Origin of the sequence: Bacillus sp. 03113 (genome assembly GCF_006546985.1) — a bacterium.
Lineage (GTDB): Bacteria > Bacillota > Bacilli > Bacillales > Cytobacillaceae > VATK01.
The window spans coordinates 81230-106179 of record NZ_VATK01000006.1; the positions used below are offsets into that span (position 1 = coordinate 81230).

At 44.9% G+C, this 24950-nt stretch carries 32 protein-coding genes; 5 read left to right on the plus strand and 27 right to left on the minus strand.

The window, feature by feature from the left end:
• Positions 1-178: 178 nt before the first annotated feature.
• The 3 genes from FDO66_RS06925 to FDO66_RS20755 form a co-directional block, all read right to left on the minus strand.
• Positions 179-700 carry an RNA polymerase sigma factor gene (locus FDO66_RS06925; RefSeq protein ID WP_181444475.1) on the minus strand — a complete coding sequence of 174 codons (522 nt, stop codon included), beginning with the start codon at positions 698-700 and terminating at the stop codon, positions 179-181.
• Between the two features lie 125 nt (positions 701-825).
• Entirely contained in the window at positions 826-1011 is a 186-nt protein-coding gene (locus FDO66_RS06930; protein ID WP_141431917.1) for a hypothetical protein, read from the minus strand.
• Entirely contained in the window at positions 1008-1172 is a 165-nt protein-coding gene (locus FDO66_RS20755) for a hypothetical protein (protein WP_181444476.1), read from the minus strand. The genes FDO66_RS06930 and FDO66_RS20755 overlap by 4 nt, the downstream gene beginning before the upstream one ends.
• 57 nt (positions 1173-1229) lie before the next feature.
• Between FDO66_RS20755 and FDO66_RS06935 the strand changes: the two genes are divergently transcribed.
• A complete protein-coding gene (locus FDO66_RS06935) occupies positions 1230-2051 on the plus strand; it encodes an ATP-dependent DNA ligase (RefSeq protein ID WP_141431918.1) in 822 nt (273 codons plus the stop codon).
• A 91-nt stretch (positions 2052-2142) separates the two neighbouring features.
• Positions 2143-2394 carry a hypothetical protein gene (locus FDO66_RS06940; RefSeq protein ID WP_141431919.1) on the plus strand — a complete coding sequence of 84 codons (252 nt, stop codon included), beginning with the start codon at positions 2143-2145 and terminating at the stop codon, positions 2392-2394.
• Between the two features lie 8 nt (positions 2395-2402).
• Here the strand turns inward: FDO66_RS06940 and FDO66_RS06945 are convergent, their stop codons facing one another.
• A complete protein-coding gene (locus FDO66_RS06945) occupies positions 2403-2966 on the minus strand; it encodes an HNH endonuclease (protein ID WP_141431920.1) in 564 nt (187 codons plus the stop codon).
• A 72-nt stretch (positions 2967-3038) separates the two neighbouring features.
• On the opposite strand from FDO66_RS06945, the gene FDO66_RS06950 reads away from it, so the two are divergent.
• Positions 3039-3413 (plus strand): hypothetical protein, encoded by a 375-nt coding sequence (locus tag FDO66_RS06950; protein WP_141431921.1) that lies wholly within the window; start codon positions 3039-3041, stop codon positions 3411-3413.
• A gap of 14 nt (positions 3414-3427) precedes the next feature.
• Here FDO66_RS06950 and FDO66_RS06955 read toward each other — a convergent pair whose 3' ends face one another.
• From FDO66_RS06955 to FDO66_RS07030, 20 genes are all read right to left on the minus strand, one after another.
• Positions 3428-4009, minus strand: coding sequence for a deoxynucleotide monophosphate kinase family protein (locus tag FDO66_RS06955; RefSeq protein WP_141431922.1), 582 nt, complete (start codon positions 4007-4009; stop codon positions 3428-3430).
• Positions 4006-4875, minus strand: a complete 870-nt coding sequence (locus tag FDO66_RS06960; RefSeq protein WP_141431923.1) for a hypothetical protein — start codon at positions 4873-4875, stop codon at positions 4006-4008. Before FDO66_RS06960 ends, FDO66_RS06955 begins: the two co-directional genes overlap by 4 nt.
• Before the next feature lies 1 nt (position 4876).
• The gene (locus tag FDO66_RS06965) at positions 4877-5698 is read right to left on the minus strand and encodes a thymidylate synthase (protein ID WP_141431924.1); all 822 of its coding nucleotides are present in this window, start codon (positions 5696-5698) and stop codon (positions 4877-4879) included.
• A complete protein-coding gene (locus tag FDO66_RS20760) occupies positions 5699-5926 on the minus strand; it encodes a hypothetical protein (protein WP_181444477.1) in 228 nt (75 codons plus the stop codon).
• Positions 5926-6396 carry a pyrophosphohydrolase domain-containing protein gene (locus tag FDO66_RS06970; protein ID WP_141431925.1) on the minus strand — a complete coding sequence of 157 codons (471 nt, stop codon included), beginning with the start codon at positions 6394-6396 and terminating at the stop codon, positions 5926-5928. Before FDO66_RS06970 ends, FDO66_RS20760 begins: the two co-directional genes overlap by 1 nt.
• Positions 6397-6685: 289 nt before the next feature.
• Positions 6686-7402, minus strand: a complete 717-nt coding sequence (locus FDO66_RS06975) for a PhoH family protein (RefSeq protein ID WP_141431926.1) — start codon at positions 7400-7402, stop codon at positions 6686-6688.
• A 49-nt stretch (positions 7403-7451) separates the two neighbouring features.
• Positions 7452-9947, minus strand: coding sequence for a vitamin B12-dependent ribonucleotide reductase (locus FDO66_RS06980; protein WP_141431927.1), 2496 nt, complete (start codon positions 9945-9947; stop codon positions 7452-7454).
• 166 nt (positions 9948-10113) lie between these two features.
• Entirely contained in the window at positions 10114-10605 is a 492-nt protein-coding gene (locus FDO66_RS06985) for a crossover junction endodeoxyribonuclease RuvC (protein WP_141431928.1), read from the minus strand.
• Positions 10602-10763: a hypothetical protein gene (locus tag FDO66_RS20765; protein WP_181444478.1), complete on the minus strand. Its 162-nt coding sequence runs from the start codon at positions 10761-10763 to the stop codon at positions 10602-10604. The genes FDO66_RS06985 and FDO66_RS20765 overlap by 4 nt, the downstream gene beginning before the upstream one ends.
• Positions 10763-11776 carry a hypothetical protein gene (locus FDO66_RS06990; RefSeq protein ID WP_141431929.1) on the minus strand — a complete coding sequence of 338 codons (1014 nt, stop codon included), beginning with the start codon at positions 11774-11776 and terminating at the stop codon, positions 10763-10765. Before FDO66_RS06990 ends, FDO66_RS20765 begins: the two co-directional genes overlap by 1 nt.
• Complete coding sequence (locus FDO66_RS06995; RefSeq protein WP_141431930.1) at positions 11773-12465, minus strand: 3'-5' exonuclease; 693 nt, start codon at positions 12463-12465, stop codon at positions 11773-11775. Before FDO66_RS06995 ends, FDO66_RS06990 begins: the two co-directional genes overlap by 4 nt.
• On the minus strand, positions 12465-12650 hold the full coding sequence (locus FDO66_RS20770; protein ID WP_181444479.1) for a hypothetical protein: 186 nt from the start codon (positions 12648-12650) through the stop codon (positions 12465-12467). Before FDO66_RS20770 ends, FDO66_RS06995 begins: the two co-directional genes overlap by 1 nt.
• Positions 12647-12820, minus strand: coding sequence for a hypothetical protein (locus FDO66_RS20775; RefSeq protein ID WP_181444480.1), 174 nt, complete (start codon positions 12818-12820; stop codon positions 12647-12649). Before FDO66_RS20775 ends, FDO66_RS20770 begins: the two co-directional genes overlap by 4 nt.
• A complete protein-coding gene (locus FDO66_RS07000) occupies positions 12821-14971 on the minus strand; it encodes a DNA polymerase (protein WP_258535642.1) in 2151 nt (716 codons plus the stop codon).
• A 193-nt stretch (positions 14972-15164) separates the two neighbouring features.
• Positions 15165-16616, minus strand: a complete 1452-nt coding sequence (locus tag FDO66_RS07005; RefSeq protein ID WP_141431931.1) for a KOW motif-containing protein — start codon at positions 16614-16616, stop codon at positions 15165-15167.
• Positions 16616-17005 (minus strand): PDDEXK-like family protein, encoded by a 390-nt coding sequence (locus tag FDO66_RS07010; protein WP_141431932.1) that lies wholly within the window; start codon positions 17003-17005, stop codon positions 16616-16618. The genes FDO66_RS07005 and FDO66_RS07010 overlap by 1 nt, the downstream gene beginning before the upstream one ends.
• 14 nt (positions 17006-17019) lie before the next feature.
• Positions 17020-17766, minus strand: coding sequence for a single-stranded DNA-binding protein (locus FDO66_RS07015; protein ID WP_141431933.1), 747 nt, complete (start codon positions 17764-17766; stop codon positions 17020-17022).
• A gap of 637 nt (positions 17767-18403) precedes the next feature.
• Positions 18404-18943 carry a hypothetical protein gene (locus tag FDO66_RS07020; protein ID WP_141431934.1) on the minus strand — a complete coding sequence of 180 codons (540 nt, stop codon included), beginning with the start codon at positions 18941-18943 and terminating at the stop codon, positions 18404-18406.
• A gap of 250 nt (positions 18944-19193) precedes the next feature.
• A complete protein-coding gene (locus tag FDO66_RS07025) occupies positions 19194-19805 on the minus strand; it encodes a hypothetical protein (protein WP_141431935.1) in 612 nt (203 codons plus the stop codon).
• A 287-nt stretch (positions 19806-20092) separates the two neighbouring features.
• A complete protein-coding gene (locus tag FDO66_RS07030) occupies positions 20093-21313 on the minus strand; it encodes an AimR family lysis-lysogeny pheromone receptor (protein WP_141431936.1) in 1221 nt (406 codons plus the stop codon).
• A gap of 114 nt (positions 21314-21427) precedes the next feature.
• On the opposite strand from FDO66_RS07030, the gene FDO66_RS07035 reads away from it, so the two are divergent.
• On the plus strand, positions 21428-21637 hold the full coding sequence (locus tag FDO66_RS07035; protein ID WP_141431937.1) for a helix-turn-helix domain-containing protein: 210 nt from the start codon (positions 21428-21430) through the stop codon (positions 21635-21637).
• A gap of 44 nt (positions 21638-21681) precedes the next feature.
• Positions 21682-21894, plus strand: coding sequence for a helix-turn-helix transcriptional regulator (locus FDO66_RS07040; protein ID WP_181444481.1), 213 nt, complete (start codon positions 21682-21684; stop codon positions 21892-21894).
• A 10-nt stretch (positions 21895-21904) separates the two neighbouring features.
• On the opposite strand, the gene FDO66_RS07045 is transcribed toward FDO66_RS07040, so the two are convergent.
• The 3 genes from FDO66_RS07045 to FDO66_RS07055 form a co-directional block, all read right to left on the minus strand.
• Positions 21905-22903, minus strand: a complete 999-nt coding sequence (locus FDO66_RS07045; protein ID WP_141431939.1) for a toprim domain-containing protein — start codon at positions 22901-22903, stop codon at positions 21905-21907.
• Between the two features lie 190 nt (positions 22904-23093).
• Positions 23094-24458, minus strand: coding sequence for an AAA family ATPase (locus FDO66_RS07050; RefSeq protein ID WP_141431940.1), 1365 nt, complete (start codon positions 24456-24458; stop codon positions 23094-23096).
• A 29-nt stretch (positions 24459-24487) separates the two neighbouring features.
• Entirely contained in the window at positions 24488-24904 is a 417-nt protein-coding gene (locus FDO66_RS07055; protein ID WP_141432052.1) for a methyltransferase domain-containing protein, read from the minus strand.
• Between the last annotated feature and the right edge of the window lie 46 nt (positions 24905-24950).

Consider the following 24950-nt stretch of genomic DNA (forward strand, 5'->3'; position numbering starts at 1 on the left):
TTCTACCTAATTAATTCGACAAAAGGAGGGATTATCCTTTATTTTAGTAAAAATTTCATAGTAACTAAAAACGACCGACCTTGGTCCGCATGATTCCGCGTGGTCGGTTCTATTTATAGCGTTTATTATTTCGTCCCTTTCGGCGTCTATACAGGTAACTAACCGTTTAATTTATAACCTAGATTCCGTATATTTTTCTTAATTTCGACAATGAAACGTCAATATTTTTTGCGACCATCGGTTGCGATATGCCCATAACGAACCCTACTTCTTCCTGCGTCATCTCTTCCCCATAAACTAGCCATAACGATTGTCTTTGACGTGTAGTTAAATTAGCTTTATCTATCGCGTCTAATAAGTCTAAACGCAAATCTACGCTTTCCATTACATCAGTATTGCCAACTAGCTTAGAATTTCTCACTTGCGGGGCTCCATTATCGTCCGTATATGATACTTTCCTTCGTCCGAAGAATCTACGGTCGCCTATCGACATGTCTTTCGCTACCCTTTCACGGAACTGACGTCTTTCTCCCTGGTCTTCGCTTAAAATCGGATACTCTTCGCGAGTCATCTTATCCGGGTGATTATCCGTCAATTCATCAAACATCGTTATATAACTTAGACGTTCTAGCGCAGGTACTTTCGGCATAATTCCAATTTCCTGATAATATGCCTCACATAATACATCGACCCTACGCATTCTTTGCTCCACGGTAACTGGACGTCCTTCTTTTTTGTGTTTACGTAACAAAGAAATCAAGACGTTTATATATTCGTGAATCTGAGCATTGTGATAACCGATTTTGAAGCTATACATTGTATTCGTCAAATCATACCCTCCTCACGTAAATAATCAACGCAGTCTAAACATAGACGCCCGTATTCTCGGTGTATTTTCGCTTTCTCTCCCGAAATCAATTCTTTCCCGCAATGATCGCATTCTCTCGAACGCAATGGCGCACCATGGTATTCTGCGTACGTACGGTTAAAGTCATTATCCCAAACGCTCATTTTTCATCATCCTCCCGACGGCTGACCAGCGCATGGTAATCGCCTAGTAGCATGCGAACTCCCTGCGCATTGTCCAGCGCCTTGTAGCGTGTTTCTAGCGCCCGTTCTTTCGAATTAATATCCACCTTCACTGTTCCGATAAGAATCTCCTCCATTTCCATTAATCGCCTAGTCAAGCACGCTGCCTATTCGTGCTATAATTAAGCGAGGTGTTTTCGATGTTTATTTCGCCAATGTTATTACACAAGTTAGATGCGCCGTTCGAAGATTCCAAGTACCTAACGGAACTCAAACTCGACGGCATCCGTTTAATATATTCCGCAGACAACGCGGGCAAAGTCCGCCTGTATTCGCGCCACAAGAACGAAATAACCGCAAAGTTTCCCGAACTAACCGCGCTTGATATTCCGCCTGGCACCGTGCTAGACGGCGAGTTAATCGCGACAGATAATGAGGGCAAGCCGGACTTTGAGGCGGCTATGAGTCGCTTTATGAGTTCACGCGATACAACGCCTATTTCGTTCGTTGCCTTTGACGTCATACACCACGAAGGCAAGCGTGTGACTAGTCGACCGTTACTCGAGCGCAAAGAACTACTTGCGGAATTGATACCGACCGATTCTGCGCTGCTCGCCAAGACGCAATTCGTCGAAGGTCATGGCGCTGCTTATTTCGACGCAGTAAAGGATCAATCGCTCGAAGGCATCGTCTTAAAGCGCAAAGACTCGCGCTATGAAGTCGGCAAACGTAGTAATTCGTGGCTTAAAGTGATTAACTATCAATACGCTGATGTGTTCGTGACCGGATATCGCAAAAAGGAATTCGGATGGCTGCTTTCGGATGCCGATGGGCGCTATCTTGGCGTAATGGAACTCGGTGTGCCTGCGAGCGAAAAGTCGCGTGTGTACCGAATACCAATCGCTAAATCGACCGATGACTATTCGTATCTTGTGTCGCCAATTAAATGCCGCGTGAAGTTCCGCAACTATACAAAGGCGGGCTTATTACGCTTGCCTAGTTTCGTTAGTTGGCTCGCCTGATTGTTGGCGGGCTTTATTTCGCTTGACACTTCGTCGTTAAACACGCTAATATAGACGCAATAAGACGAAATCAAAACGGAGGTACTTTATTATGTCTCGCTATAACGACCTAATCGACCGCTTGGACGGCTACACTGTCGGCACGCTCATCGTTGACGATAACCTTGTCGTTCTACACTCGGGCGGACGCTATCTGACGCTCGATCACGCGAAATCAATCGAAGTATTGCGCGAAGCCGAGACCGACTCTTACTACGCTGTCACTTACGAGCAATGCCTGACGTTCGTTGACCACGCAGGCTGGCCGTTGCTTGCCGGACTGTACGCGCGAGTGAAGTTTTAAAACACGCATTAGTTAGCCTTCCTTTCCTTTTGTTTTTCGTCTGCGAACCTAAAGTAAAAGTTTCGAAATCGCGGCTTAGCGTTGGCTCGACATTGTTTTTGAATCGTATCTGCCAGCATACCGGTATTACGCGATGCTTCTGCACAACTACTGAACCGGTTGATCACGTGTCCATTTAAATCGTATTGAATTACTTCTTGGGAGTTGAATTTTACTAATATTTCCGTCTGTTTTTCTATATTAACCAGACCCGTTTTTATTGCATGTATATTGTTCTCGCTAGGCGTAACCCATTCTAAATTAGATACGTGGTTATTCGTTTTGACACCATCTATGTGATTGACCATTGCTTTGTTATCTGGATTTTCGAGAAAAGCAATAGCCACTAAACGATGAACCACGTAATACCTTCGCTTTTTGTTACGTTGCAACACAACTTGGCAGTACCCGGATCGTTTTTGCGACGGCTTTAGTGCAAGTCCGGTAGTTATATTCACTACGTTTCCACACGTAGACAATGCATAGTTTTCTCCGTTTTCTACAATTCCGTTTAGATTTCGCCATACTTCCATCTAATAACCTCCCGTTCGTTTGACTTTCGTTTGTTATTACGTTATATTTATAGAAAAAAACGAGGTGTTACTATGCCGTTTGAACCGTTGAAACTCGCTAGTCGCGGTGACTCTGCGTTAACAATTGATAAATACTACCGACTCGGTGTAAGTAGCACGGCTAAACGTGAATTAAAACTGTCTGCTTATCAGTACGTTGTTATCAGCGTTGATGTTGAAAATAAAAGATTAGGTTTAGTTAAACAGGAGCTTGCCAAGGTGCCGAACGCGACTGCCGTTAAGCTCGACAAGCGCGGCTATCTCGGCGCAAAAGCCGGCAAAGAGATTGCGTCGAAATTGGCGTTGACTGGCGATATGCTTCCGGTGAAATTTAAAGACATCGGCTGGGAAGACCAAAACGGCGTTAGGTGGCGTGGATTTGAATTAGCGAAAGATGACACGGAGTAAGCCGGAGTGATTGCCTATTTCACTCCGCTAATTTCCGCCATAATCTCGTCAACCTTCGCCTGCAATTCCTCGACCGTCCCACCGTTAATAATTTCGTAATCTACCTCGAATTTTCCGACATGACTTTCGGTATCGTGATCGAGGTCGCTTTCCGTAAAATCATCGCCAGCCAATCGCGCACGGGCTAGGCGGAGTTCTTCTGGTGCTGTGACGCGAATGATTGTAAAACCGTTGGCGCGCGCCCATTCATACTCGTTAGGCTGGCGGAGATCGGAAATCACGACGCCTATCTCCGTTTCGCCCTTGTCGATGTAGTATCGTGTCATTGCGTCAATCTTACGCTCAACATGACGTACCCACACGTCGGGATCAATCTCGCGCATAAGCTGTCCGTATTGTTGCAAGAGCGCGCGTGGCTTCGTTGATGACGTCACAGACCACGGAAACACTTCCGCGACTGTTCGCTTTAGAGAGTCGCCGAACGCCGTACAATAGAAGCCGTGTTTAGCGTAAAGATAGTCGGCAACAGTATCCTTTCCACTCCGAAGCAATCCCGTTAGACAAATCTTCGTTATTTTGACGTCGCGATGGATCATCGACCCACCAGCCTTTCCGCCACTTTATCCGCAACAGCGTCGAGAAACTTTTCGTATGTTACGACGTCTGTCTGCTTCGCGCTTGCGCCTTCTTCTAACTCGATAATGCGTTCGTCCAAGTCCGCGATGTCGTCCGTGTTAGCTTCGGTAATCTTCGCTAATCCTTGGAGTTTTTCCCATACGCGTTCAGTCTCTTGTTGACGGTACATGTGGCGCTGTGACTCCGCATGGATGTCAGCGTCAAGCTTTTCGTCTACTCTCTTGCGTTCATTCAGCTCCGCCTCTAATTCCGTAACTCTGCGCGCCAAGTTCGCGAGCAAGTCAATTATGCTGTCGGGATCGTCTGCGTGTGCTTCGATAGGTTGATCGTCTTGCTCGATCGGAACGAGTACATAATACTCATAGTCCTCCATGAAGACCAATCCACCATTTTTCGAAGGTATATGAGCGTGATAATCAACACATGCAACCGTATATACTCCGCCAAAGTCGTATTGATTGCAGGCATCGTCAATTACGAGCACGTCCTCGCCAATCTCGGCTTTTCGCTCGACTAAGCGAAAGCGTCTGTCGTCGATTTGAACGATGTCGGTCGGTTCTAACGCATTGTATTCATGTGCGTATAACTGCGCGTCCTCACCATCGATAAGCGTAGTTTCCGCATATACTCCGACTTGACTATCATCATTCCTAAATCTTTTAATAATCGCTATATCACCGTTTCTATATTCGCCAAAATGGTACGAGTCTGACTCTGCATTAACAATAATTACGTAGTCCCCAACGTCAGCCTTCCAGTCAACCTCTACATATTCGCGTAATACACCGCCAAGTGATTCGTCTGCAATCGTATGAATTTTAGTCATATTATACTGCCACCTTTCCGGTTAATTTAGGGTGTGGATCGTAGCCAATAATCTCGAAATCTTCGAATTTGATCTCGTCAATGTCCGTTACTTTACGCTTAATATTCAACGTTGGCAACGGTCGAGGCTCGCGCTGCAATTGCACATACATTTGCGGAATGTGATTCGTATAGATATGCGCATCGCCTAGCGTATGGATAAATTCTCCGACTTCTAATCCAGTTACGTGCGCAATCATGTGCGTTAATAACGAATAGCTTGCGATATTGAACGGAACGCCGAGGAATACGTCAGCCGAGCGTTGGTAAAGCTGGCACGACAATCGTCCATTTGCTACGTAGAACTGAAACGCAAAGTGGCACGGAGGCAACGCCATTTGATCGAGTTCGCCGACATTCCACGCGCTAACTAGAAGGCGTCGGCTGTCTGGATTCGTGCGGATTTGTTGAATGACTTCCGCGATTTGATCATGACCGACCGTTGTAACGAAATCACCGCTGTCATTCCAAACATTCCAACCGCGCCACTGTTGCCCATAGACAGGGCCAAGATCGCCGTATTCATCGGACCACTCACGCCAAATCCTAACGCCATTATCTTCGAGGTACTTTATATTAGTGTCGCCGCGCAAGAACCATAAAAGCTCATGCGCAATTGACGGCCAGTGCAATTGTTTCGTAGTCAGCAACGGAAAACCTTCTGCTAAGTTAAACCGCATTTGATAGCCGAAGGTTGATAGCGTGCCTGTGCCGGTTCGATCGGATTTCTCAACGCCATTTTCGAGTATGTGTCGTGCTAGTTCTAAGTATTGTTTGTCCGCCAATCATTCCGCCTCCTTATCCGATATTTCCGGTCTCACTAAATCGGAAGGTCTACGGTGTTTTTCGTTGTAATATTCGTACATAAAACGTATAAATAATCCGTGGAGTTTAAAGAAGGTTAAAATAAGTTTTACCGCGTAGTCCCATACGTAATAGCAAGCAATAATAAGTACTCCGACACCTAGTATTAATGTTAGATAAATGCTGATTGTAACGATGACATCAAGCATCATTCCGCCTCGCTTTCGTCAAGATAAACCGTCGTTTCCGTATGATAATCGGATAGTTTGCGAGATTCCTTGCGCGGTGTCTTGACGGATGCTTGTCGTTCGATTTCCGCCTGCAATAACGGTTCTGGACGCACAAATGTCGGCGGCTTAATAATTTTGCCAGTTTCCGGATTCGTGCGTGGCTTTCCGTCCGGCCATAGCTTCGACATATTCGCGTTATGCACAATTTCGAATAGGGCTTCAGGCTTGACGCCGATTTCAACTAGCGTACCAATTGCGAGATAAATGAGGTCTATCATTGCGTCTGATTGGTCGACTAATTCGTCTGACTCAAAAAATTCGATTAATTCCTCTTCCATATAATGATAACGATCACTTCGTCTGTCCCATTTCATTACCGTCGGCTTATCCGCCACTGGCTGACCCATTTTGCGCTGAAAGTCCGCCACCATTTCGTATTGTTTATTCATTCGTTTCGTCCTCCTTGTTTAGACTCAAAATGGCTTGCAATTGCGTTTAGTAACCGTACTATTGCCTTGAGTAATAAATCTCTATCACGATAATCCAGACCGTTAAACATCGGATATGCCTCCCTTAATTAAGCTCGCATAAACGCCATACCATCGACCCATCGTCGCTTGGTCAGCGTACTCTAAATACGCGAATAGCTCGCTAACTGTGGCGCAGTCCATCCGACTGACAAACCGCGCCATTGTGTCCTTATTGCTTACTGTGGATAAAACGTGGATAACTTCGGATTTAGACATTGCCGCGCGCCTCTAGTTCCGCAAATTCCGCAGGCATTTCATGATTACGCAGAATATCTTCGACTACTTCAACGACAGGATGACGCTGTGTTTTCGTTAGATTAATATGGTCGAAATATTCATGCGCGCCACGTTCGTATAATCCGTTTAGCAATCGATATAGCCCGTTTGTGTTAGTGCCGCGCAATTTCGGATTATCTATCTGCGAAAAGTTGCCGAGGAAAACGAACTTTGCTTTCACGCCCGGACGCGTGCCAAGCGCAGCAATTGTATGAATGTCGACATTTTGAATTTCATCGAACATAACGAAGGAGTAGTTAAGCGATCGCCCGCGAATCGTTTGAATGGAATCGAAGAACACTTTACGCTTATCATCGTCTCCCTCGGTTAAGTAACGCTTAATTTCGCTTGACTTTTCGCTCATGACTTCGAGATTATCCATAAACGGAGCAATGAATGGATATGTCTTTTCGGTTAGATCGCCTGGCAATGCCCCGACGTCCATCCCGACTTGCGTTTGTAGTCGTGTATAAATCATTTTGCGGTAAACTGGTGCTTCAATTACGCGCTCTAGTCCGACAGCCTGTGCAATTAATGTTTTACCGCTGCCCGCTGGACCTGTTAAGAATGTGAACGGTTTATCGTTGATTAACGCTTGCATGGCGCGTTTTTGTTCCTCATTGCGTGCTGTTACTCCGAAAAATGCCATAAACCCGCCTCCTAATGTATTTAACGGATGAGAATTGAAAAGTGGCCCGTCATAGACCGCATTTCAACTGAACACCGCAGTTATTACATGTGTTGCAACCGCCCGCGTCGATTACCTCACCTTTGCGACAAACAGGACACTTATTGCCAATTTCGTTACCGTAAGTCACGTCGGTAGATCGAACGTCATTAATCGTATCCACTAGCACGACTTTTGGTGCTTCTATTTCCGCGTCCTCAAACGTGTTCTCTTCGGCCGTCAACGAAAGCACTTGTGCATCACGCGAGCCATCGACGTAAATTGTGCCACCTTTTGCTCCGCCTTTGTATAAGCGCTCATATACCGCCTGTACTTGGCTGACGATGTAGCCTTTCGGCGCGTTCACCGTCTTGGAAAGCGAGCTATCAACCCAACGCTGAATAATACATTGGACGTCCGCGTGCGCTTCCGGCGATAATTCCATCGCGCTAACGAACCATGACGGCAAGTTGTTCGGATCAGCGCTCGGATTTGCGTCGAGATATTCTTGTACGATTTCCGCTTTGACTTCGATAAACTTACCGAGTCGACCGCTGCGGAAGTAACTGAACGAGAAGTAAGGCTCCAATCCGGTAGAGCATCCGACCATTGATCCGGTTGAGCCCGTCGGTGCTACCGTTAAGATGTGCGAATTGCGTATGCCGTGTTTAAATATGTCTTCGCGAATATCTTCGGGCATTTTACACATATAACCACTTGCGATAAATTTTCGACGGTTCCCCGTATCGTATCCGTCATCTAAAAACGGAAAGCTCCCTTTTTCTTTTGCGAGATTAATAGATGCGCGATATGCTGTCGTCGCCATTACTTCGAAAACCTTATCGACGATTTCATTGCCGAGATCACTTCCGTATTCAGCCTCGCAATAGATTAGTAGGTCATGAAGTCCCATAACGCCCATACCTAGTCGACGCTCTCCCTGCGCTTGTTTCGTGTTTTCCGGCATAAAGTATGGCGTTGCCTCAATTACGTTATCCATCAACCGAACGCCGATTTCGACGGTTCTTTTAAGGCGGTCATAGTCTACTGTTTTCGTTTCCTTGTTTGCCATGTTAGCGAGATTTACTGCTGCGAGATTACAAACGCTATATGGTGCGAGTGGTTGCTCTCCGCAGGGGTTAGTTGCAACGACCTTCTGACCGTAAGCAACTGCGTTTGTCATTTCATTTGCGTTATCGATGAAGAACACGCCAGGTTCTGCGGAATACGTTGCGCAAATATTAATGAGATTCCATAATTCCTTCGCCTTGATCGTGCGATACGTTTTGATTCCGTACCCTAGAGCTTCCCATTCGCGCACATCGCCGTGTTTATGCCATTCATCGTTATACACCTGCATTTCCTCCGCGCTGTAATTTTCAACGTCAGGAAAGCGAAATTCATATTCCGCGTCATCCTCGACTGCTTGCATGAATTCTTTCGTTAATGCAACGGAGATGTTAGCGCCCGTTAGGAATTCCTCGTTATTGACGGAATATGTTCCTCCATCTTCGAGAATTTGTTCTGCTTTTTGCATTGCTACATCGTTACATTTATCAGCGCCTTGTTCGATGAAACTCTCATAAATATCCTTTTCCGCTTGCATCAACGGCGTAAATTTAAGCTTATCTTTCGCGAGCGTTCGGATTTGCTCGTCGTTCGTTGTTTCGATTAAGTATCGTATGATCCGAGGATTCTGCATTTTCGAAATGATGAACTCGATAATGTCAGGGTGCCAGTCCGCCATCATCAGCATTTGTGCCCCGCGTCGACTTCCACCTTGCTCGACAAGATGGGTTAATTTCGCGATGTCATCGAGCCATGAAACGGAACCGCTTGACTTTCCGTTAACGCCGCGAGCTAATGCGTTCCTTGGGCGCAATGTTGATCCGTTCGTTCCTACGCCGCCACCACGCGACATGATCTCCATTACTTTATTGCGGTGTTCTCCGATGCCTTCGCGTGAGTCTTTCGGATATGGCATTACGTAACAGTTAAAATATGTCACATCGGTATTTGCGCCAGCTCCGTAAATAACGCGACCGCCTGGCACGAAGTCAAGCGAAACTAATATCTCGTAAAAGTCGCGCTGGCTTTGTTCACGCTTTGCTTCGTCCTCTTCAACTGCCGCAAGCCCGCGAGCATTTCTTTTCGCAATCTGCTCGTAATAAATTTCGAGTGGCTTGTCAATAATATCTAACGGACGAGTCACGACGCCTGTAGTAATTTCAACATCGTCCTCCAACACGCCGGTAAATGATTCGTCCAGTTTGACGCTTGCTTTTCCTTCGGCCCAATCTATTGCGGTCACATAGCCGTAACCACGCGCAGGGAATTTCGGGTCAGTTTTTACAGTAAGTACGACGAAATCGCCGACTTTTAACGTTTTCTTTTCCGTATCCTTGAACGTATAACGGTCGAGCATAATTAAGCGCGACACGCCATCGAACGTCATTTTCATATCGGGTGTTATCGGAAACACCTCGGTAAACTGCTTGATGTCCTCGTTTAAACTTGCGTAATTCATTCAATCCGCCCTTTCATTTTCGTTATTCCGCTAATCCCCTCGACTACTTCCGCCCGCCTAGCGAGCAAGTCCGCCTCATGAACGCGAGCCTGCTCGATCTTTCGGTCAATTTCGATAAGCTCGCGTTGGAGTGAGACGAGTAATTTTTCGTACAGTTCAGCGTCGCTCATGTTTCGATCAGTCCTTCGCGAATCAGATACGCAAGACCGATCGCCGCCGCGTCCGATTCATCATTCGATTTGAATACGTAATCGTCCGCAAGCCCTAATATGCGACGAACGCCTGCTTCGACTTCTTCCTTGCTTGCGCTGCCGTTTCCGCCTACGATTTTCTTAACGGTTGTCGGTGTTATCTCCGCGTCTACTTTATAGCCGTATTTACCGAGCGCCGCGTCAATCATCGCCCATGAACCGAATACGAGCTGCGTTGAGCGCTTGCTTCCGCCCTTCGTGAAATGTTCGCGCACTACTACGTCGAATGGACCGCGTTCGTGTATCGCCTTTATTGCGAAAGCTTCTACGTAGGCGAATCTTTGCGAGTCGGGCGTTGATGTGTCCGTTTTGATGGAATCTGCGTAGACAAGCAACGGGCGACCTCGCTTGATTTCGAGAACAGCGACGCCAGGGCTTGCGGATATGTCGAACGCTAGGATTCTCATTTTACCTCCTTAATCGTTACGAATTTATTGTTAAATCTTTCGTAACCAACTCCGTAAAATTCTTCGTATGATTGTGGAGTACGCCCGTTATATTGCGGTTCAAATTTCGTTTTATTTTTACGTGCCTCTTCTCTACGTTCTCTGCGACTTTTTAACATTACGCAATTCCCCCTTCGCGAGTCTCTTTTATAAATTCGTACACGTCGTAATAGCTTTGCTTCTTCCAATCCGGCAATCCAGAACGCATCATTCGGCGAACTTGGTCTTTCACTTTCGCCAATTCTTCCTCTGTAAGTGATTTCGCAATTGACGTCTTGTAGTCGTTATATTTCCATGCGTTTAAGTCCAATCCCGGTGCTACGCCCGTTCTCCACGCTTTCGTAACGCGAGCAAACTTGTTGAGAATTTCATTGCGATGATCCTGCGTTATGAACCTTCCGTAAGTTTTACTTCGACTAAATTCGCGATCCCAATCGGCTCCATACGTTAGGTGATACAGAATAATGTAATAATCCAATCCGTACATTTCCGAATAAACTGTCGTTTGCAATTCGTGGTCGAGTTTCGGCTTATCGTGTTTTTTGAACTCCGTATAGCTTTTTTGAAACGACTTTACTTCGAGTCCTACGCGTAAGATTTCGCCATCATCGCTCGTATATTCGAGAATTCCGTCCGGCAATCCGTTTAAGCCGAACTTTTCGCCATTATGCTCCACTTCGTGAATTACTTTTTTGAAATGTTCAAATGCCGGTTCGTTTCGTTCAGTACGCTCGAATTTAAACTTCGGTTTCTTGCCGGTTAGCTTTTCGTAGTGTAATTCCGCAAGCATTACTTCGCGTTGAATATAAGCCCCAACCTGGGAGCCGAGTCCTGTCCAATCACGTTGATTTCGATTTGACGGTCGTTTATCCTTCTTCGCCTTAATAGCCTTTTCGTATAACTCGCGTTCGCTCTTTCCGGCACCACTCGGCGAAAATAACGGACGAGGTGTTCCGTCGGGCGCCGTTTTCCAATTAAAGTAGCCCCACTTGGATTGTTCGCGAAGAACGCGTGCATATTGTTCGTAAAATTCAGCGTCCATCTTATCGTCATATGGCTGCTCGTATAGGTGAAACTCGTCTAGGAAGTCCAAGAAATCCTTCGCTATTTTTTCCGCTAATTGTTGAGTCAATTAATCGCTCCCTTTCTGTTTGATGCGCCGGAAAGACGCTCCTTTAATTCTCCGTTGGGAAGCGCTCTAGCAATCTCAACGATTTCTAACGGCGTAAGTGCAACATGGTAAATATGACGTATTTTTGATCCTCTCGGTACAAACTTCAATGGGCGACTAGGTTCGTCTAGCACAACGTTAAGCAACACGTAGCCAGGCGCTTCCTTCACATATTCCTTAAATACTTCGATCGTTGCCTCGACATCATTTAAGGCGCGATGATGACCATTTAAATCAATTCCGCGTCGCTTGCAAACGTCCTTTAAACTAGCGGACAATTCTGGCTCAACGTAGCGAGCTAGTGCACGAGTACATATAAATGATTCCGGATAAATGTCACCTCGACTAATAAATGAAAGATCAAACGGAGCATTCTGCGCAACTACGATAGAGTCGCCGATAAAAGTCGCTAATTCCGTTAAACAGATGTTTTCAGGCGGCCATCCTTCTAAGTCCTGCGCGGTTATTCCGGTTAACTTCGTAATGAACTCCGGCAATTCCCGTCCTTTTTCAAGCGAAACCATCGTGTGAAAACGATCAATCTCGTCGAAGTTATCGTCTAACTTAATTGCTCCGATTTCCGTAATTTGTTCCGTTTTATAATCAAGCCCTGTCGTTTCTAAATCGATAAATACGTAAGTGTTTCCCATTAATCGTCCTCCTTTTCGTAAATAAACAACGTATACTCGTCTTTTGCCGTCAACAACGCCCTAGCCACGAATGCCAACACCGTTATGGCTGCCGATTGGATGATCGTTGGCGCAAACGATGGCGCCGCGAATGGTGCGACAAAGTGCACGGTGGCGAATACGGCTAGGAATGCGAGTGCCTTCATCGATTAGCCTTTCGCGACATTTTCGCTTGCTTACGTTTAATTCTGCGCGATTCCTCTTCCTTTACGGATAATGGCTTACGTAAATGACCTGTTCCGCCTTTTAGCTCCGCCAACTCCTGTAATTTTGCCGACTGCATAGCGCGAAATAACAACTGTTGTTTATCTTCCATTTATTCGTCCTCCTCCATATCGAACCAATCTTCGTTACTTACTTTTTCGAGCCATCTTTCCGGATTTATCTCGACATCGCAACGTACAGGAACGAGCAATTTTACCGCCTTTTCCATCGTTGTTTTTATTTCCTGCAACGATTCCTCCGTAATATTACGCGGACAATCAAGAACTAGCTCATCGTGTACTTGGAGCAGAATGTGCGAATCATGCCGTGGTAACACCGTCTGCAAGTCGACGATAGCCTTCTTTAATATCGAACCGGCACTCGCTTGGATCGGAAAATTTCCGCCCATCCTTTGAGCGCTAAACACTCGCCATTTCTCTTTTGACTTAATATCTTCGTGCAATCGGCGCTTGCGTCCGAATATATCCGTAACAAATCCTTGCTTCATTACTTTCGCGTGCTGTTCGTCCATATATCGCTTGATGCCTGGATATCCGCGAAAATAGTCGTCGATAATCTTTTGCGCTTCTTTCTTCGTAATTTCCAACGTATCCGCGAGCTTGCCTGCGCCCATTCCGTACACAATGCCGAAGTTTACAATCTTCGCTTGCTTTCGATATTTCTGTTGCGGTGAGCCGTCCGTGTCCTTGTTCACTTCTATTTCCTCGTATGAATACGGACTGATTAACGCTGCTGTTGTCGAGTGGATGTCGCGACCATGTTCGAACGCATCAATCAATACCTTTTCGTTCGCCATGTGCGCTAATACACGAAGTTCAATTTGGCTGTAATCTATCGAAACGAGAATACGGTCGGGTCCAGTTGCCAGGAATAACTGTCGAACTTCCGGTCGTTTGGCAGGAATCTGTTGCGTATTCGGGTCCTTACATGTAAACCGACCGGTCGCTGCGCCCCAAGTGTTATGCCACGGGTGAATCTTACCGTCCGACTTTACCTCTTTCGGCAACTTTTGCGTAAATGCAGAACGAAGCTTTCCGATCTCCTTATACTCAAGCAACAACGGTATAACCGGATGCTCACGTTTTAACTTCTTCATGAATCGGCTATTCGTTGAACCTTTTCCGTAGTCCGTTAGTTTCAAGTCGATGAATAATTTCTTGCTAAGTTGCGCCGGCGAATTCAGGTTGATTGCTTCGCCAAATAAATCCGTTATTTTTCGGTACAACTCCGCCTCTTCAATAGCAAGTTTCGCGTCAAGTGTAGCCGCGTGCTCTACGTCGAACCTAATTCCGCGAAGATCGGACTTAATAAACTGACGCTGTACCGGCATTTCTACTTCGTAAAACAAGCGCTTGATTTCCTGCAAATCCGGTCGCTTGTCGTACCATTGCGAAATCCAATCGAATAGTGCCAACGTTTTTTCCGTATCGCCTGCCGCATAAGGAAGCGCTACATCAAGCGATATTTCATTAAACGGCGTATTCGGAAACAATTCGTCAAAGTTATCGCTCGGCTGTTTCAGCCAATCCGTTAATAGATTCTTTAAACGGTGGTCGCGATTTTCGTCAAGACTCATCGCCATTATACGTGTGTCTGCGTACAAAGCGTCCGTTAAATTTACGTCGTAATGTACCGCAAACCACTTGCAATCAAAGGGCGCATTGTGCATAACGATTTTAGCGTCCTCTAATACGTCCCATATTTCGCTGATAGAGTGAATGTGTAACTGATCTGCTCCGCGATGATTAATCGGCACGTAGTAGCTTGCTCGGCGAGTGGAAACGGAGAAGCCCGCAACTTTGCCGCGCCACGGGTCTAGCGCCCCTCCGTTTTCGCCAAATGTTTCGCAGTCAAACGCGATTATGTCAGACATTGCTATGTCGTCGCGCAATCGGTATAATTTTTCGAATGTATCGACTAGCACGTAATTACTCGGTGTCTTGGCGACTAATTCCGCTAACTTAGCCTCCCGTTTGCTTTCCGCCAATTCCTTATAAAGCCGAAGCGCCTCCGCCTTACTAAAGCGCTTTGCAACGCTCTCGGGATGTCTGCCTAGAACCCCCGAAAGCATTGCGTTTTTAACCTCGATCAGTCGCGCTTGGTCAGCGTCGGAGTTTTTCATCGCAAGTATTCGCGTCCAAGCTTCGTCGATCGTTTCCGTCGCTGCCACTTTCCGCTGTGCTGCCGATTGGACGCGCTCCTTTGCGTCGTCGGGCTGCGTCACATTTAACCGTAATTTCAATCACCGATCACCTCCGTCACCAAGTCGCCAGCATTCCGCCTGCGCTCGACGTAGCATTGATCGTCACAATACCACTCGTCATCGTACCGGTCGCGAACGTACTCGCATCCGTCGTATAGCTCGCCGCCACAGTTTGCGCATTTTCCAGCGATGACTGGCTCGGGCGGTTGTAGGTATGCGTCGTGACGATGGATCATGCTCGATCGCCTCGGCTTTCGACTGGCGCGATTAGTTCGATTTGATCCGATCTAAGCCACGTATCTGCTCCGCTTTGAATTGACTTCGGCTTAATGACATGATACGGAACCGATGACTCATCATCTTCGTCAATTTCCGAAATAGTCCCGTTATGACCGCTAAAACCACTGCCTCTTCCATTAATCACGCGAACAATATCGCCTTTCTTGAATTCGCCTTGCTTACGTCCTGGCTTCGCGAATTTTGTGTCGGCTTCGCTAACTTTTTCAAGCTGACTAGCGACAAAGTAATCGTGATCACTTCCGTCTAACTTATCAACGCGAATTTCATATGACTCTCCGTGACCTACGGATACTTTACCGATTGTACCAACGTCTACCCCGCCGTACTCTCCTGCGGAAAGGATTTTAACGTAATCACCTACGTGAAATTCTTGCGCTAGTTCCTCTTCGCTAACCTTTTCGAGATTGCTTGCGTTTGTATATCCGCGTGATCCTCCTTTTTTTACCATAAAATCTGACTTACCGACTTTGTTTTCGTGTAGTGTTACGATATCGCCTGCGCTAAATCCACTTAGGCTTCCACGAGTAGATAGCAAACGTGCTTTATCGCCGACTTTTAATTTTGGCTCAGACTCCGTAATCAAACGATACACGTCACGCTGTTCTAGTCCGCCCCAGCCTTTCGTTGTAAATCCCGTATAGCCTTCGTCATCTTTGTAGTAGTCGCTATCGTCGACAACTTCGTACAGCTTACCGGCAGTCGTGCTTCTTCCGTGATCTTTGTGAAACTTAACAAAGTCGCCTTTCTTCGTTTTGATTGCGCCGAGGTTTACTAGGTCGTCATCCGAAATGGATTCGCTTCCGCCAGCTTTCGCATAAACTTCGAAATCATCGCCGCCAGTATCATATTCATCGCCATCATCGTCGATAATCTGCGGGTCGCCGTAACTGTCAATTTCGATAATTTCGTAATATTTGTCCGCGGTAATGTAATCGCTAAGATCATCGTCATATTTAACGTAATCGCCAACTTGTGGCTCACGGTCGGTAACTAGGACGTATTGGGGTTCGTCGCTTTCTTCCGCAGGCGCTTCGCCTTCCAACGCTTCGACTCGTTTCTCTAGCGCGTCAACACGTTCGGAAAGGCTAGGCGATTGCTTGGCGTGATGTTGCATTTCTACTTTGCGGAAAACATTGAAATACCCTTCCGCGTAGTAAAAATTCGCGTCGCGTTCATCGCCGCCGTTATCGTAATACTCTAGCTCCGCGCCAATTTCGAAAAAATCTCCGCTATCAATATCGGTTAACTTATTTACTGTGAAACGGATTAAATCGCCAGCCTGTGCCTTCCCGTCAACCTTCACGTATTCCGCGCCATCATAAGCAACCTTCGTAATTTCACCGTTAACCATGTCGATAGTTTTGACGCCTGTTAGTTTCGCCATTAATTTACCGCCTCCGTTTTCGTATTTGTTAATTCAATCCATCGCGTCTTAGCCGTTTGTTCCGTGCTCCAATATTCCGATAAACCCGTGCATTCGAACATAAAAGCACGATCGCCATTTACGCCGACTATCAGATCGATCTCATCACGCGTATAGGGCTTACCGTTTCCTTTCTTCGCATAAACAACGAGCGCATTATTTCGGTCTGTACGGATGCGCAAGGTTTTAACCTGGACGCGATAGCTTTCGCCGTTGACCGGATCGCGCGCCAAGAAATCGTAAACTTCTGGCACTAACGGTCGACTAATTTCCCAGCCGAGCGATTCCATCATCGCCCTAGCTGCGGTCAATTCCGATATAGCGCCCGTTACTTGGGTTTCGTGGGCCATTTAATCACCTCCGTTTAAAATTGTTTCGTTAGATCATCGTCATCTTGCGTTTCACTTGCGCCCAACACCGACTTGTCAATCGAACCGTCTTCCGCGTCAGTCAATAACGTTTTGATGTCGTCAATTTCACGGAAATTCGCAAGCTCAACGTAATCGAACTCCGCGCCGATGAATCTCTTCGCATCTTCTAATTGCTCGTCAGTTGCGTCGCCAGATTCCATCGAAAAGGTTTTATCGACTTGTTTAATATGAACTGCTTCGCCAACGATAGAATAATCCGGATTCTTAGTCGCCTTCTTCATCGTTTTTTCGATTTTATCGTAGTCGGCGATTAAGTTATTTACGTGGAACTCAACGGTGTCGATTACGCGATATGTTCCGTACTCTAAATCGTAAACCGGAATCATTGCGTACATTTTGCGTTTAGCGCCCGCTTTGCACGAAATACATTCGGACTTGCCCGGCTTGAAATATTTCACTAAATCGGCGTTGACTTCTTTCGGCGAATGCAAGCACGTATGCTTTTTAAACGCGTGAGTTGTTCGCCCATTTTCGTATTTTTTGTCTTGGTGAACGAAGTAGTAGAACCATTCGTCCGGATCAGCAAGAACAATAAACGTGCGACCATCCTTATTTACTTCGCCATAGCTTCCCATTCCTACATAGCGTTTTACGCCTTCCGGTAAATCGCTTGGACCACCTCCGTTGGCTGCTGCGTCACGTTGTTCCTCGCGTTTCTTTAGCGTATCTCTAATTCCCATTTAACGTCCTCCTTGATTAATATTCGAACACCGGATTGTTATGGCGGAGTGCCACTTCCGCATCTCTTAGCTTTTACGCTCTTTTTACTACTCGCCGATCGATTCACACCGTAGCTTACGACGGAGATCGTAGTGTTTCCGGCAAGCGTGACGGCCAGCTGTTCCGTCCTCATAACTTCCCGCGCCCGTAGCAAACCGCGAGTCTCTGCAATCGAAACACCGACAGCGTTTAGCGAATCGATGCGACTCTTAATTACTTAACGACTACCCTTCGCGATTTCCTACGGACGCGAGAATTACTTAGTGCGCCTCGTCTGCTCCTCTGATATCAATTCTTTCTTTAAGTTTTGTAATAACGGGTCTTCTCCGTGTATTCTCTTACCAATCGGTTTATATTTCGCTTGATAACGGAAACTACTGCGATCTTTTTTATGCGCCATCCCCATTACTTCGCGCTCATTTTCGCATACGTATTTCCGTAAAACGCAATGTACATTGATTCGATTTGTTTGCGTTTCTTATTTCGCTTGACTTGCGTCATATCAACGACTTTGACGGTCATCTTCCGTTGCTCCTTTCCAAGTTAAATACGTGAATAAAGCGATAAGGTTAACGAGATAGATTGCGATGATTGCGGTCATAGTAGCGCCTCCGTTCCGCTTTTCATTTCCAAAAATGACTCGTTCTCGCTACTTAACTCGATTTCTTTTGCGTTAAATAACGACTGGATTTCGTTCATTTTCGCTTGTATAGTAGCGCGAACCTTTGGCGATCTTGCCTTCGCAATATTCAACCGTAACTGCGCGATCTGTAAATTCAATTCCGCTATTTCGATTTCAAGCGTGCGTGCTATTCGTTTGTGTTCGCGTTGCGCTTTCGCAAACTTGCGTTTAACTAATTGGCGAATGTCGTTCGAGAATGCTTGCGGAATATCGCTCGTTGTTGCGGGCATTCTATAAACGGTAACTATTTTCGAATCCTCGCCGACTATGATTCGCGTGCGCGTTTTATAGTGATCGTAAACTTTTGCCATGCCGCCGTGCTTGGACGGTGTATCGCCGTTATAGAACGCTGTTTGCATCAGTTGAACAATATGATTCGTTGCATGTTCCGCCATAATACCGAGTCGCTCTGTTGCGCGTTGGATTGCGTGGTCCGTGACCGTATATTTTTTCATGCGATGCGAACCGCCTTAATATTTAATGAAACTTCTGCGCCTGTTCCTTCGTATAGATGGATGGGGTCGCATTTAATGCGCTGTAACGTTCTTTTCAGTTTCATTACGTTTACCTCCGTCCTATTGCGAAATGTGTCGAATGCTGATAATATTAGCAAGAAAGCGTTTATTTACGTTTTCACTACAAAGACGTATAATAAACTATAAGAAGCGTATGGGACGTATTGCCTAAATGCCCCATAGACTTCGTTTATTGCGCAACTAAATAGTCGTGGTAATCCCCGAACTGTTTAGTATCATATTTCGCTGCCAGGCGATTTAAAGCGCGTATTACTTTCGAATGGTGACACCCGATTTCCTTTGCGATTGCAGTCGCAGTAGGTTTAGGATGTGCTAGGAACGTTTCAACGATTGCAGTCGTTGTTGTGTCCGCTCCATTCAGGAAAAAGTCGATCAGTTGCATCTGGTCGGCCTTTTTCTTTTTGGTTATATGTCTTTCGAGATTAAATTCGTCTACAATTTCAAAATGATGCATTGCTGTTTCATTCATTTGACTTGCATATATTTCGATTGAATCCACCGTTTGTTTATCACGCATAAAGTTAGCACGCATATTTCTGAACTTCCATTTAAAGTACGGGATGAATCGTTTTGATTCGTTGTAATTTTTAATAGTGTAAATTATGCAATCGTCAAACAGTTCGCGAGTTTCATGTTCAGTTGCATTTATTGATTCGGCAACAGTTTCGATGTACTGTTGTTGGTTAAACCGTGTTTCCTTTTCGATTTCTCGATATACCTTTTCGAATATAGTATCGCTACCGGTTTTTTTAAAATCTGCTATTAAATTTTCAAGATTCATATATTTTGTTTCCCCCTTTTTCATCTGACACATAATAATACCCGCACCATTTTTGTTTCGCGCATATTTTTATAAAATAATTAAATTTATTTTATGCTTACATAATAAACCAATGAAAAGGGAATATTTATAAAATACACAATCTTTTATAAATGATTTTTTGTGTATACATATGTAAACAAAAAACAAACCCCTAACCTAGTTGGAAAGGGGATCACATTTATTATGGTCTTGGTTCTGGGTCGGCAGATTGTATTTCGTTACTTTGATGATTCGCTATTGAAAAACTAACAACAAATGAGGTTAAAATCCCTAAAATCGCTAAAACAGTGATAGCAGTTTTTTTCATATTGGTTTTCTCCTTTTTGATAGAAATTTATTTTTAGGAGGCCGTCAATCACCAACATATTTGGATTTAGTTTTTTTATATCTTGCAGAACTAAGTTAGCATAAAATAATTTTTTATCGGATGCAAATATTGCTACTGATTCGCTTAGATTTTCTACGGAAGATTCTTCTAGGGAGAGATAGTATTTTTTAAATGGAATAGAACTTTGACTGTTTTTTATAATGTCTTTTTCTTCGTCAGTAATTTTTTTGTTAAGCTTTATTTTATTATATACTTTTATTGTTTCATCTTCTTCGCCGGCGATTAAAGTTTCGTAGTGATATGATCTTGCAAAATTTAAGCACGACAATGCGTGTGTAGCTGATCTGTGATGACGGCCTTTTAGGATTTCGTAGTTAAGTTGAAGATTTTGGAGGGCCCTTTCCTTGTCCTCAACAATGTACGACATTCCCATATAATAATACCCAGCCGCAGTTAATGTCGCGCTTATATTTGTATTAATTAATCTTTTTGCGTGTTGTCGGAGGGAATCTAAAGAGTTTAGTTGAAACAAAGCTGGGGCGTAAGCTTCTGAACAACGAATGAAGTAGCATTCTTTTATAAATAATTCTCTTTTATCGCTTAATTTTTTTATGCTATCTTCAATTGTTTCGAGGTCCTCAAGCATTCTTAAATACTTTTTTTTATAATATAAACCTATTACTTTTATTATTTCTATCAGAAGTAATAACGTTTTGTTTTTTATTCCTTTAATAGCATCAGCTCTATCTTTTAGTTCGGTTTCGGGAAATTCATATCTAATATGTTTATATAACAACCCGTATACTATGCAACATTCTTTAACTACTCCAAATGAGTTTTTATGTTTATCCAACATTTTACCTAAAAGTTTTTCATTTTTTGTTAAACTAGCATATTCAAACGCATGCTTTATTCCTTCTGCATAATCTAATCGTAGGCACCAATCCTCCAATTTTTTCTTGTAGTTTTTGCCGTTCATAACGATTACCGCCTTTAATAAAACTCTGAAATTTAAATTTTTACCGAGTTTTGCGTCAGAGAGTTGGGAAGGTTTACACCCGATTTTTACCGCGAATTCTTTTTCAACTATATCGTTATCTGATATGTAATCGAATATTTCTTTTTTTATGACTTTCATAGTAACCACTCCTATGTATAATCACAAGACAATTGTTGTTATATTTGGTATAATTTATATTATAATTAAAATGTTCCATTTTGTAAACATTAATGATATAAGGAGGTGATTTTCGTGATTAACTACGACCCATTAAAATTAACATTGAAAGAGAAAGGAAAAGTACTTAGTGATTTTAGAGAATTGGTAGGTTTAAATGCTAAAACTCAAGCGCAAATAAGTAAAAATGAGCCTGTGAGTATTTCAACGCTAATAAAATTATGTCAAGAGCTTGAAGTTCCAATAGAAAAAGTTATTTACATAGAGTACAAAAGTCAAAAATAAATACATAATTGAGGTGATGCATCACGATTAAAGTCGGAAGGTGCTTGCTTCGAAAACATCGTAAAGCCCGCGGCCTTACGCAAGCCCAACTCGGCGACCGAATAGGTAAATCGAAATCGCAAATATCCGATTTGGAACGCGGTCGCAATATAATGAGAGTCGATACCGCGAAAGTCATTTCGATCGAACTTGGCTGCGATATCGACGATCTATACGAATGGGCATACGATGATCCGAAGCAAGATTTGGACGGGTAAGATTTGACGCTTATGTTCGCTTACCCAAGCCGAAAGTACGGGTTTTCACGTACAAGCATCGCACACTTTCCGACTGAGACACAGATTTCCGCAATGATTCCGCGCCTAATTTAACCAACGCCTCATTAGCGTCCTTCACTCGACTGTCTACGTAAACATTCCGCAATCCAACTCGCCCGCGCAAATAATACGCAATTTCCTCCCGCAACTTTTCACCAGCCTTATCGTTATCCGTCGCGATTAAAAGCTCATCGACCTTCGACTGCAATATGACGTCACGCTTAAACTCGTTAAAGCTCGCGCCACCGACCGCAATCGCAGCATAACCCGCCATCCGCCACGACAGCGCATCGATCTCAGCTTCGCACAGCACTGTTGTCTTTTCCGCCTGCTCAATTCCGTAAACTAGTTCGCGAATAGGCCATGCACCGCGCTCGTACCAAAACGCTTTGCCGAACGTTTTGCGGTATTTAACGTTTGCCAACCGCCCGTCAGCGAGCCGCCACGGAATCACGACCGCCTTATTTTGCGCATCATATTTGACGCCCGCCTGTCGCTGGACTCCTACGCTAATGCCCCGAGATTCCAAGTAAGCGTAATCCTCGGCATATTGCGCCAATAGCCCGTCGTTCAACGACTGCCTAGATCGCTGAACGCGTAGCTTAACGGGCTTCAATTTTATCTCGGTATTACTTACCAAAAATCCGTAGGTATCAAGCAAATATTCCTCGGTTTCCTCATGTGTTTCGTTGCGCAAGAACGATAAGAGTTTCATCAAGTTGCCGCTTGACCACTCCGCGTCATAGTAGCCCGAATCAGCCCACGTGCCAGCCGGATAATTTGCGTAAGGTTCTAGGCGGACAAAGAACGACGGCGAACGGTCGAACCTGAACGGCGATGCTGCGATGAGCTTGTCTGCGTTCCAGGTCGGTCGCGTCCACTCGAATTGGCGCAGCTCCGCCTCTACGTCGATGTCTAGCGTTTGACCGCGTATGTTAATTTCCGCCATCGGCGCTCACGTCCTCTAACTCAATCTCGAAGTCTATTTCGCAATCATCATCGCCCGCACACGTTATATGTCCGCAGAAATCGCCCGGATATACTTCGATAATTGGGGAGCCGCATAACGGACAATATTTCCATTTACTGACGTCGGCTTCGTTAAATACGTAAAAGAATTTCCGCATGATTTCGCCTCCTTAAAATCCGAATTGTTTCGCAGCCACTTCACCGCTAGGAAACTCCTTTAGCACTCCGTAGCCAAATAGCGCCATTAGTTCGAGCCGAAAATCTTCACCGCCATTACGCCCTTTTTCGATTCCAAGCATCGCGATTCCTTCTTTTTCCACGCTATCGAATCCGATTAAATTTGTCGCAATATCGAGCAGGCGCTTCGATGTTTTTACTTGGTCGCGCGTCGGTATTTTTAGCTCACGCGTGCCTGTGTCGTCCGTCTGCTTCTTTTCAACGGTCGCCTGCACCGTATAGAATCCGACCACATCGTTATCGCCGATAATCTGCTCGAATCGTGTTGCCGCATATTCAGCCGCGCCACCGGCCGTTTTATTAACGTTTTTGCCGTAAACGTCCGACAATCCGTAGAATGGATCGATCACCACAGCGTCAATGGTTCCCGTCATGACTTCACGCTCTAAATCGTCGAGTGAACGCGTTAATTCTGCGCCACTTTTGCCTTGGAAAAATAGCGTTCCAGAATAATACGAATCTAGCGTTTCAACAACGGTAAGGAATTGCGCACGGATTTCATCGTCAAGGTTGCCCGCTAATATACGCTTATTCGGCAGCCCCAAATTTCGCCCTAGCTCATCGACCAACAATTCGTCAACTGCGGTCGCTACGCTAATTAGTCGCGAAATCCATACGTACTCCTTGACCTCGAACGACTTGACGAGGACATTAGCGCCCTGACGCAATAACGAATCAATAATGACGCAAAGCAAATACGTTTTACCGCGGCCTGACTCACCGATAACTCCGTAAACATCTCCGCTGAACCATCCGGAAATTTCTCGCGTTAATGACTCGAACGGCGTATCCCAACGCTTGGCTGACGATCCTTCCTCGCGCTTCAAGAATTCCGCCTTAAAGTCCGCCTTAATTTCGGCTAACGTTTTGCCTACTGATTTCCGAACGCTTGTTCCTATTTTAATCCCTTCGAGCGTCGTTTGCAACCATTCGACGTAACTTTCGAAATCTTTTTCGCCTAGCTCGTCGAATTTACGGAACATTTCGCCAGGCTTGTCGGCACTTCCGTTCACTAGCTCGACGAACGACATTTTCGCCGCGTACTTCTTGATCTGACGCGCTAAATACTCGTAGGAATCGCCTACCTGTGGCGTATAAATGAAATCGGGACATTCAGCCGTCAAAGTGGCGTAAGAGGGCGCTTTGCCTCCGTTTTGTTGGGCATAATCGTTGATGAAACGGAAGACTTGGCGTTCGCCTGCTGTTGGTAGATCGGCGCTTGTGATTCCGTAGCGCGTAAGTGCTGAAACGTTATCCTCGTCGCATATTTTCGAGAATAATAGATTAGCGTATTGCAAATACCGTCAACTCCTTTCATATTGCGAAATTACTTCATAAAAACTAACCAATGTGTTTTACTCCGTTTATTACCAAACAACGGTTTAATGTCAATCACTCTTAATATTTCACTAAGTTTTATTTGTTCCTCATTCCACTTAAAAATAAGTGTTCCGTTTGGTTTTAAAACCCTCATACACTCGTCAAAACCTTGTTTTATATCACTCTGCCAACTTTCTTCTAACTTTCCATACTTCTTTGCTAACCAAGATTCTTCGCCTACTTTAAGCAAATGTGGAGGATCGAAAACAACTAGATAAAAAGAATTATCTTCAAAGGGCATTTCTCTAAAATCAGCCACAATATCCGGCTTAACGACCAATTTCCTGCCATCACTTAAAGTTGTTTCTAACTCTCGTTTATCCATAAAAAGTACATCTTCGTTTTCTTTGTCAAACCAAAACATCTTACTACCGCAACACGCATCTAATACTTTGGACAAACCTCCCACC

Bases quoted from the DNA above. Each gene is read 5' to 3' on its own strand.
- FDO66_RS07055 (WP_141432052.1), bottom strand. From the start codon at position 24,904: ATGTTTTGGTTTGACAAAGAAAACGAAGATGTACTTTTTATGGATAAA.
- FDO66_RS07010 (WP_141431932.1), bottom strand. From the start codon at position 17,005: ATGGCCCACGAAACCCAAGTAACGGGCGCTATATCGGAATTGACCGCA.
- FDO66_RS07030 (WP_141431936.1), bottom strand. From the start codon at position 21,313: ATGAAAGTCATAAAAAAAGAAATATTCGATTACATATCAGATAACGAT.
- FDO66_RS06985 (WP_141431928.1), bottom strand. From the start codon at position 10,605: ATGAGAATCCTAGCGTTCGACATATCCGCAAGCCCTGGCGTCGCTGTT.
- FDO66_RS20775 (WP_181444480.1), bottom strand. From the start codon at position 12,820: ATGGAAGATAAACAACAGTTGTTATTTCGCGCTATGCAGTCGGCAAAA.
- FDO66_RS07045 (WP_141431939.1), bottom strand. From the start codon at position 22,903: ATGGCGGAAATTAACATACGCGGTCAAACGCTAGACATCGACGTAGAG.
- FDO66_RS20755 (WP_181444476.1), bottom strand. From the start codon at position 1,172: ATGGAAATGGAGGAGATTCTTATCGGAACAGTGAAGGTGGATATTAAT.
- FDO66_RS07020 (WP_141431934.1), bottom strand. From the start codon at position 18,943: ATGAAAAAATATACGGTCACGGACCACGCAATCCAACGCGCAACAGAG.
- FDO66_RS06955 (WP_141431922.1), bottom strand. From the start codon at position 4,009: ATGATCCATCGCGACGTCAAAATAACGAAGATTTGTCTAACGGGATTG.
- FDO66_RS06970 (WP_141431925.1), bottom strand. From the start codon at position 6,396: ATGAATAAACAATACGAAATGGTGGCGGACTTTCAGCGCAAAATGGGT.
- FDO66_RS06960 (WP_141431923.1), bottom strand. From the start codon at position 4,875: ATGACTAAAATTCATACGATTGCAGACGAATCACTTGGCGGTGTATTA.
- FDO66_RS06995 (WP_141431930.1), bottom strand. From the start codon at position 12,465: ATGGGAAACACTTACGTATTTATCGATTTAGAAACGACAGGGCTTGAT.
- FDO66_RS06945 (WP_141431920.1), bottom strand. From the start codon at position 2,966: ATGGAAGTATGGCGAAATCTAAACGGAATTGTAGAAAACGGAGAAAAC.
- FDO66_RS20770 (WP_181444479.1), bottom strand. From the start codon at position 12,650: ATGAAGGCACTCGCATTCCTAGCCGTATTCGCCACCGTGCACTTTGTC.
- FDO66_RS07005 (WP_141431931.1), bottom strand. From the start codon at position 16,616: ATGGCGAAACTAACAGGCGTCAAAACTATCGACATGGTTAACGGTGAA.
- FDO66_RS20760 (WP_181444477.1), bottom strand. From the start codon at position 5,926: ATGCTTGATGTCATCGTTACAATCAGCATTTATCTAACATTAATACTA.
- FDO66_RS06925 (WP_181444475.1), bottom strand. From the start codon at position 700: ATGCGTAGGGTCGATGTATTATGTGAGGCATATTATCAGGAAATTGGA.
- FDO66_RS07015 (WP_141431933.1), bottom strand. From the start codon at position 17,766: ATGGGAATTAGAGATACGCTAAAGAAACGCGAGGAACAACGTGACGCA.
- FDO66_RS20765 (WP_181444478.1), bottom strand. From the start codon at position 10,763: ATGTTAAAAAGTCGCAGAGAACGTAGAGAAGAGGCACGTAAAAATAAA.
- FDO66_RS06975 (WP_141431926.1), bottom strand. From the start codon at position 7,402: ATGGCATTTTTCGGAGTAACAGCACGCAATGAGGAACAAAAACGCGCC.
- FDO66_RS06940 (WP_141431919.1), top strand. From the start codon at position 2,143: ATGTCTCGCTATAACGACCTAATCGACCGCTTGGACGGCTACACTGTC.
- FDO66_RS06930 (WP_141431917.1), bottom strand. From the start codon at position 1,011: ATGAGCGTTTGGGATAATGACTTTAACCGTACGTACGCAGAATACCAT.
- FDO66_RS07025 (WP_141431935.1), bottom strand. From the start codon at position 19,805: ATGAATCTTGAAAATTTAATAGCAGATTTTAAAAAAACCGGTAGCGAT.
- FDO66_RS06950 (WP_141431921.1), top strand. From the start codon at position 3,039: ATGCCGTTTGAACCGTTGAAACTCGCTAGTCGCGGTGACTCTGCGTTA.
- FDO66_RS06980 (WP_141431927.1), bottom strand. From the start codon at position 9,947: ATGAATTACGCAAGTTTAAACGAGGACATCAAGCAGTTTACCGAGGTG.
- FDO66_RS06935 (WP_141431918.1), top strand. From the start codon at position 1,230: ATGTTTATTTCGCCAATGTTATTACACAAGTTAGATGCGCCGTTCGAA.